The organism is Thermogemmatispora sp. (assembly GCF_019683635.1).
GTDB lineage: Bacteria > Chloroflexota > Ktedonobacteria > Ktedonobacterales > Ktedonobacteraceae > Thermogemmatispora.
Window position 1 is genome coordinate 1 of sequence record NZ_JADGIA010000237.1, and the last position, 7306, is coordinate 7306.

The following is a 7306-nucleotide window of genomic DNA, read 5'->3' on the forward strand; positions in this document are numbered from 1 at the left end:
GTTTGCACCCCCCCTTGATCGCTGAGGAGATGGAACTCGTTCTTCAGACGTTTTTTCTGCATAGACTCCATGTACTCCTTCAGATTTTTATAGAATATTTTTATATTCTCTTTATCTCTAGGCCAGTTACGCTCGTTCTGATGGGCTACAAAGTTGCGCAGTGCCTCGTAGCTCAGAGCCAGCGAGATAGCATGCAAACCCTGGATCTGGCTCATGGGCAGTGGCTTGCCATCTTCCTCTTCGAGTAGCTGGCGCATGAAACGTACAGCTTCGGGATAGAGCACCTCGTCGCTCAGGAGGGCAATGGCATCGATCTGTTCCTCGGAGAGCACAGACTATGACCTCCTCCTCTCAACGAAGGCATCCAGATCCCGGGTCTCCTTCTCCATAAATTCATAATGGGCAACCATCGAGTGGATAAACTGACGCATCAAGAGAAGATGAAGACGCCGGCGCAGCTGACGGCTCTCCTCGGTTTTCTCGCCAATGCCCAGCTCCCTACAAAGCCTGTCGGCGCGATCGCCCAGATTCTGCTCCAGGGCCTGCAGCAGGCGCTCGCCGAAGCCTGTTTGAGGATCAAGCTGATCACCACTGCATGGTTTACGCCACTCTTCCAAACGCCCGATTTGTTTCTTAACGTAGTCCAGCACGTCGCTGCGCTTGAGCGTTCCGTTGACGATCGCCTCCAGCCCGGTCATCTGTGAGCGGTGCACTTTTTTCAGAACAACCGCGGCGTGGTACCCAAGGCGCTCAGCCAGCTCGTAGAAGTCCTCTTTGTCGACCTCTTTGCTCACAGCGAGCACAATCTGCATTTCAGAGAGCGCTTTGGCCTTTGTACTCATGTCACAACACCTCGAAATGGAAAGGATCGGAGATGCGCACAGAACCGAAGCCTTCGTTGCGACGGCGCCCGATGCCTTCCTCCTCCAGGCGGAAGAGGGCTTTGATCAGCTCGTCACGGTCGGCGTCGCCGCGCATCCAGTAAGCAAAGAGGAAGACCGAGCCGCGCTCAATTGCATACTCCACCGGACGCGGCAGTCCCCAGAGATCGTTCCAGCCTGTTACACGATGCAGCGTCGCGGCCATGTGGAGAGCACGCAGATCCTCCCTGGTAAAGGGAGGGCCCAGCAGCTCCGCCAGAGCTGCCTCATCGATGCGACCGCGGTAGCGCAGGAACTCGTCGCAGAGGATGGTTGGCGAGCAGAGCGTAAGCGCGAAGTAGAACGGTTCTCCACGCTGCCCCTGGCTCTTACGAGGCTCCGGAGCCTTATAGGTGGCCAGATAGTCTTTCAGTTTGCGATCGAAGGTCAGCAGGCGTTCGCGGAAATGCTCCCAGGACGCCGACGCCTCCTGCAGGGGAGTCAACGTCAGCTCGACCGCGCCGAGACCACGCGTGCGTCCGGTGCCAACGCGCACCAGGCCCGAATGACCCGCCTCCTCGATAAAACGCTGGAGCAAAGGAGCCTCTTCGTCGGAGGCCTTCAGCAGTCCCCAGAAGCAGGTTCCCTCGTCCAGGACCTCGCGATTGTAGAGAATCTCTTCCTGCACGGTCCCCCGCAGGCGGTCGATGCCCGTGTGCGTCTGCAAGCGCCGTCTTCCCCGATAATCGGCCAGCTGAAAGGCCGTACCATGACGCGCATAGCAACCGGTAATACTCTGCATTGGGGCTTTACACACCTCACAGGAGCGCTGGCTTTTGAGCGCCTTGATCGCTTGCGGTTCATCATCGGGCTGCAGAGCAAAGATAGCCCAGGCAAAGAGCGCATCGCGCACGCCGTGCCCACTCTCGCCTTGCTTCCGACCGTTATCGCCTTGAAAGCCTGGGTGCCGCTTGCAACTTTGGGCTGTGCGTGGCAGTGGATAGACAGGACTGAGCGGTATTTCTTGCTGCATCTCATTTTGCTCATCTCCACTCGTTATCAGAGGAGTGAGCAGCAGATCGGGGAATTGTACACGCCCGCTCAGGAAGAGGCGTTTGAACTCATCTCGTTCGTTAGGATAGAGCAAGCGAAATAGGCTGGCCAGGCCACCAGCAAGGCTCGTTCCGGGCAGGTAGTCCAGGCAACCAAAGCCAGAAGGAGCATGGTCAGCCCGAATGGCCAGGGGCGAGCGAGCTTCTAGCAACAGCGCAAAAGTCTTCATTGCAAAGCCTCCTCTTGCGCCGTCGAATAATAGACCAGGTCATCGAGGCGCTCCTCTAACCAGCCGCGCCATTCCGCGGGCGGATACTCCTCACCGTTGATTTCCAGACGCAGCACCTCACAGCGACATCGCCCTTTCCCCGTTGACTTATTGGCTCCGACCTGCTCGACCAGGTGCAAGCCTGCGAGCAAGAGTAGCAGAGAATAGGTTGGGCTGCGCGGCTGCTCGTCGAGGGGCAGGCAGGTCAGCCAGCCGCGAATAGTGCCGTGGAAAGTCAGATGACGCAGGCCGAGCTCACTGGTGTAGAGCGCTCCAGGGACAGCTGTGCGCGTCAGGCGGTGCAGGCGCACCTGGGTATAGAGCGTTACTTGCGTTTCGACCTCCTCTTCCGGCACTGTCGCTGCCTGTCTTCTCTCTCCCGACTTGGACAGCCCTGTTGCGGTGGCAGTCACGGGGTGAGCATTGTCGAAGAAGAGCGTTCCAGGCAACATCTGCGAGCCGAAGATGCGCGTGATCATGCTGATACGCAGCCCGAGACCGCGCAGAGCCAGTCTCTCATCGTGGGGGGAGGTCAACAGATCGCGCATCTCGGCCAGCTCTTCATAGGTGCGGGCCAGTTGCTCGCAGCACTCGCGCAGAACTCCTTTGAAGGTGGCACCAGGTATGTAGAGGCGGCCCTGCCGATCGCGCGCTACCGTGCGATCGACCAGTCCATGACGAAAGCCGGTCCCCATATGGAAAGGGGTAAGGAAGGTCAGACTGTAATCAATGGACAGGCGATCAGTCCTTGCTCTCACGCTCGCCCTCCTGCGCTGTCACAAAATCGTAGAGTTCGACCAGATCCAGCAGCGGTGTCAGATAGATCTTGTGCTCCGGCTGGCTCTGGTCCTGAAGCCGCGACCAGGGAAACACCACATGAGGAAAATCCGGGAAGCGACCCGTGTTTTCGCCTGACGGGCTGCCTTCGAGCAGATAGTCCCGGCTGAATTCATAGAGCTGGCGCACTAGAAACTCGCGATCTTTGTCGCGACAGCCATGCAAGGCTGCCAGAGCGTCGAGCACGGAGCTGGTCCGGTTCATTTTGAGCACGGCCTCGCGCAGCTGATGTAATTTGGAGCGCGGGAAACTGCAGCGCTTCGCCTCGCGAATGATCTGCAGCAGGCGCTCTAGCTCATTGAGCCGGTAGGGGCGTAGCGTGGCACGGAATTCAAGGTTGCCGCTGCGTCTGGTGTAGACGGTCTTGTAGAGATAGTCGAACTCGTGGGTACCGGCGCCCGCTACGACCAGGAAATTGATGCGCGTGTCATTATCCCCCTGAGCGCCACGCCACTTGTCTGCGTGTGCCTGCTTCTTTGCAAAGCGGAGAGCACTCTCGACCAGGTCATGCATGAGGCCAAAAGGATATTTCAGGGGGGCAAAAACCACACCGACTGAGAGCGTGGCCTCCAGCTTCTCCTCGGCCACGAGCTTTTCTAGCAGCTTCTGGACCTTTTCCTGATCTGCAAACTTTTCTTGCAGCTCTCGCACTTTCTCAGGGAAGATATGAGGCACTTCTTGAGAGAAGACACGAGCTACTTCTAGTGCCACATCGAGGGCGCGGTCGCCGGTGGTCAGGAGCATGAGGTCGTCGCCCCCCAGCAGCAGCACATCGAAGGGGAAGAGATAGCTGTCCTGCCGCTGATTGTTCTGGTCTGCCTGATGCTCGCCGTTTTCTTCCTCCTCGTCGAGCCCGCCGCGAACGGAGGCGAGAGGCAGATGCTTTTTGACCGCATAGGCCAACGCGCTATAGATGGCCTCGTCGATAGTGCGAGCGAATATCCAGATATGGCAGAGGGTTGAGAGCTTTTCAATCCGGCTGCCCATGCTGTTGCCATCGGCGTAGACCAGCCCCAGATAATCTTTGACGCCTTCGCGGCTGCTTGTGGCAGAGCGCAAGGTATCAAAATTGCGCGGGCGCTTTGGCGTGATGAATCTGTTCTCTTGCTGGAAGTAATCACGGGGCAGCAATGTGATCAGCTTTTTCCACAACCCTGCTTGCTTCGCGGCGGGAGCCTCGGCCCCATTGCTGTACACATGGCTCTTGATGATTGGCTCAATACTCTCTTTGATCCGGGAGTCCTCTTCTCCCTTCTGGCGGCAGACAGAACAACAACGTCGACCTCGTCTATTGTCATCGGTCTCGGGTCCCTCCGCATACTCTAGACCACAGGAGTCACAGGGCTGAAGCAGTGGATGGGAGGGCAGAGTCACAGCGACCGGTGGGCATTCTTTGGCGCGGAGCAGCTTGTAGCTCAGGAGATCAAGCTGTTCGCGCAGATCAGCCGTCCAGAGATCATCCACTGTCAGCTCCGCTGGCAGCCGCTGAACCGCGCCAGTGACCGAGGCTCCCCCGCGTGTCTCTTCACGGTATTTTGCCTGGACGCTTCGAACGAACTCTTCGGCTTTCTCCTCGGCCACCAGGAAGAGGCCGGAGCCGCCATTGGCATAGATAACCTCTGCACCAGGGTCAAGCCTCTTGGCGATCTCCTCCATGGCCTGGCGATTGAGCCGGTCGAGAATGGAGCTGGCGCCGCGGATCTCCCTGAGCCGATCGGTGCCGAAGACGTAGCTCTTGATGCGGTTGGTGTCGAGCGCTACGAGCGCATAGGCCACAGCTGCGCTACCTCCTTCTGATGCCGACAGCACGCTCTAGCTGCCCTACTCGGCAGGCAATGAGAGCATAGCATAGTTATAGCTCTCCCACCTTAAAGTGGTATATGATTTTCTTCACAAAGTTTTATGAATTTCATCGATTCGCCTGGTAGCATGATCCGTTACTAGATGAGACAATATTTTTTACTAAAAAATTCCGCCCAGTTTTTGAACTCTACAAGATATAAATATATCTTACATATAACAATCTGGCAATCTAGTGTTATACAAGTGACCAGCAATACCTATCCAGAAGCATGAGCGAGTCATAGCCAGGCAGGAAAAGGGTCAACTCATCAAAATGGCGGCAATCAGCCAGCAATTTTCATGAGCTACTGTCACCTTCCCCGAGGGGGCAAAGTACGCTATCATATCAAGGCAGCCAGGAACAGCGGAGGACAACGGGGGCGCCTCAGCCAGCCAACATCGGACCTAGCAGGACCAGCCGGGCGCAAACTGAAGAGCTTGACAACACACAACAGCCATCCTCACGACAGCACAAACGGAGAAACCACATGAGGCATAGAGAGCACCGAGAGCGCAGTAGCCCAACCAGCATAGCGATGGCCTTACTCATCTCCCTTGCACGCCACTTCTCCCTCAAGCGTCTCCTTCTGCGCACCCTGGGGGCCATCCTCAGCGCCCAGGCCATTACCCTGATCATTCTCCAAGTTATCTCGCGCCAGCGCAAGCGCTACCTTCCCCAGGGCGGCTTTCCTCACACCCGCTTTGCAGAGATCACCATCGGACAGGACCACCTGCAGCTCTACGACTACGGGCGCGACCTCTACGATGACATGCTCGCCGCCATCGACTCCGCACAGGAAACCATTTACCTGGAATCATATATCTGGAAAGACGACAGCGTTGGCCGCGCTTTCAAAGAACACCTGATTCGCAAAGCCGAAGAAGGAGTCGCCGTCTACGTCATCTTTGACTGGTTCGCCAACCTGGTCGTTCCGCGCAAATTCAAAATCTTCCCTCCGAGCATTCATGTGCTCCAGTACCAGGCGCTCCGCTATCCCTGGCACCTTTTCGACCCCCGGCGCTACGCCCTCGACCATCGCAAACTGCTCGTCGTCGACGGCAAGATCGGCTTTATCGGCGGCTACAACATCGGCGAAACCTACGCCACCAGCTGGCGCGACACCCACCTGCGCATCCGCGGGCCCGCTGCCGCCGACCTGGCTCAATCCTTCGTCGACTTCTGGAACCAGCATGTACCCGCCCATGAACGCATCACCAGGCGCCACCCGCGCTGCTTCAACCCACTCATCAACGTGCGCGGCACCAGCGCCATGCGCCTCATGTTCCCCATCCGCGACATGTACATCGAGGCCATCGACCGCGCCCAGAAGTTTATTTATCTGACCAATGCCTACTTTGTGCCGGATTCGATCCTGCTCGATGCCCTCAAAGCCGCCGCCCGGCGCGGCGTCGACGTCGAGATCCTCGTCCCCTGGATGTCCAATCACATCATCGCCGACTGGCTCTCGCGCAGCCACTTTAGCGAGTGCCTCAAGGCCGGCATTCGCATCTTCGGCTACCGCCACATGCTGCATGCCAAAACCTGCACCATCGATGGCGAATGGTCGACCATCGGCACCGCCAACCTCGATCGCCTCAGTTCGATCGGCAACTACGAGATCAACGTGGAGATCTACAACGGCGACCTGGCCCGTCAGATGGAGGTCCTTTTTAAATACGACAAGACTAACGCCTTCGAGCTGAGCCTGGAAGACTGGGAGCAGCGTCCCTGGTACGTGCGCCTTAGCGAGTGGCTGCTAGCCCCCCTGCGCTTCCTGACCTGACCACCTACCGCCAGCCATAAAAAGAGCGCGCCACCTGGCTGCCGGCAGACAGGAGCACCTGCTGCCAGATGTAGCCAGGGCGCGCCCTTCGGTCGCCCTCCTGAACCGCCTTAGAGGAACTGCCTTACCGCCTCCACAAATTCCGCCGTGGTCGCCCTGCCACCCTGATCAGGAGGCAGCACCTGCCCACGCCGATAGACCTCAGCAACGGCCTCCCTCAAGCGATGGGCCTGCTCTCCATAGCCAAGATAGTCCAGCAACATGGCCCCAGAAAGCAGCATGGCTGTCGGATTAATCACTCCCTTGCCAGCCAGGTCCGGTGCCGAGCCATGTACCGGCTCAAAATAGGCATAGGTGGGACCATAGCAGCCACTCGGCGCCAGACCAAGCCCTCCAATACAGCCAGCGGCCATATCAGCCAGAATGTCGCCGTGCTCATTCGAGAGCACGACCACATCGAGGCTCTCAGGCACCGCTACCATACGCCGCGCCAGATCATCAATCAGGAACTCCTGATACTCCAGCTCCCCATAGCGACGCACCGTCTCACGCACGATCTCGCGAAAGCGCCCATCGGTGCGCGGCTGAATCGAATACTTGGCGCCGAGCGTCACCCGTCCCGGATAGCCCTGAGCCTTGCGCTCCAGGGCCAGCTCACAGGC

General features: G+C 58.1%; 7 protein-coding genes. 1 reads left to right on the forward strand and 6 read right to left on the reverse strand.

The window, feature by feature from the left end:
• From IRZ31_RS18845 to IRZ31_RS18865, 5 genes are all read right to left on the reverse strand, one after another.
• A partial coding sequence (locus IRZ31_RS18845; protein ID WP_297156503.1) for a hypothetical protein occupies positions 1-332 on the reverse strand: 332 nt, incomplete at its 3' end.
• 3 nt (positions 333-335) lie between these two features.
• Positions 336-842 carry a hypothetical protein gene (locus tag IRZ31_RS18850; protein WP_297156505.1) on the reverse strand — a complete coding sequence of 169 codons (507 nt, stop codon included), beginning with the start codon at positions 840-842 and terminating at the stop codon, positions 336-338.
• Between the two features lies 1 nt (position 843).
• A complete protein-coding gene (locus IRZ31_RS18855; RefSeq protein WP_297156508.1) occupies positions 844-2142 on the reverse strand; it encodes an RAMP superfamily CRISPR-associated protein in 1299 nt (432 codons plus the stop codon).
• Complete coding sequence (locus tag IRZ31_RS18860; protein WP_297156510.1) at positions 2139-2939, reverse strand: RAMP superfamily CRISPR-associated protein; 801 nt, start codon at positions 2937-2939, stop codon at positions 2139-2141. Before IRZ31_RS18860 ends, IRZ31_RS18855 begins: the two co-directional genes overlap by 4 nt.
• Complete coding sequence (locus tag IRZ31_RS18865; RefSeq protein WP_297156512.1) at positions 2923-4794, reverse strand: hypothetical protein; 1872 nt, start codon at positions 4792-4794, stop codon at positions 2923-2925. Before IRZ31_RS18865 ends, IRZ31_RS18860 begins: the two co-directional genes overlap by 17 nt.
• A gap of 554 nt (positions 4795-5348) precedes the next feature.
• Between IRZ31_RS18865 and IRZ31_RS18870 the strand changes: the two genes are divergently transcribed.
• Positions 5349-6644, forward strand: a complete 1296-nt coding sequence (locus tag IRZ31_RS18870) for a phosphatidylserine/phosphatidylglycerophosphate/cardiolipin synthase family protein (RefSeq protein ID WP_297156514.1) — start codon at positions 5349-5351, stop codon at positions 6642-6644.
• Between the two features lie 110 nt (positions 6645-6754).
• Here the strand turns inward: IRZ31_RS18870 and IRZ31_RS18875 are convergent.
• Positions 6755-7306: isocitrate/isopropylmalate family dehydrogenase (locus tag IRZ31_RS18875; protein WP_297156516.1), on the reverse strand; the 552-nt coding region annotated here is incomplete at its 5' end.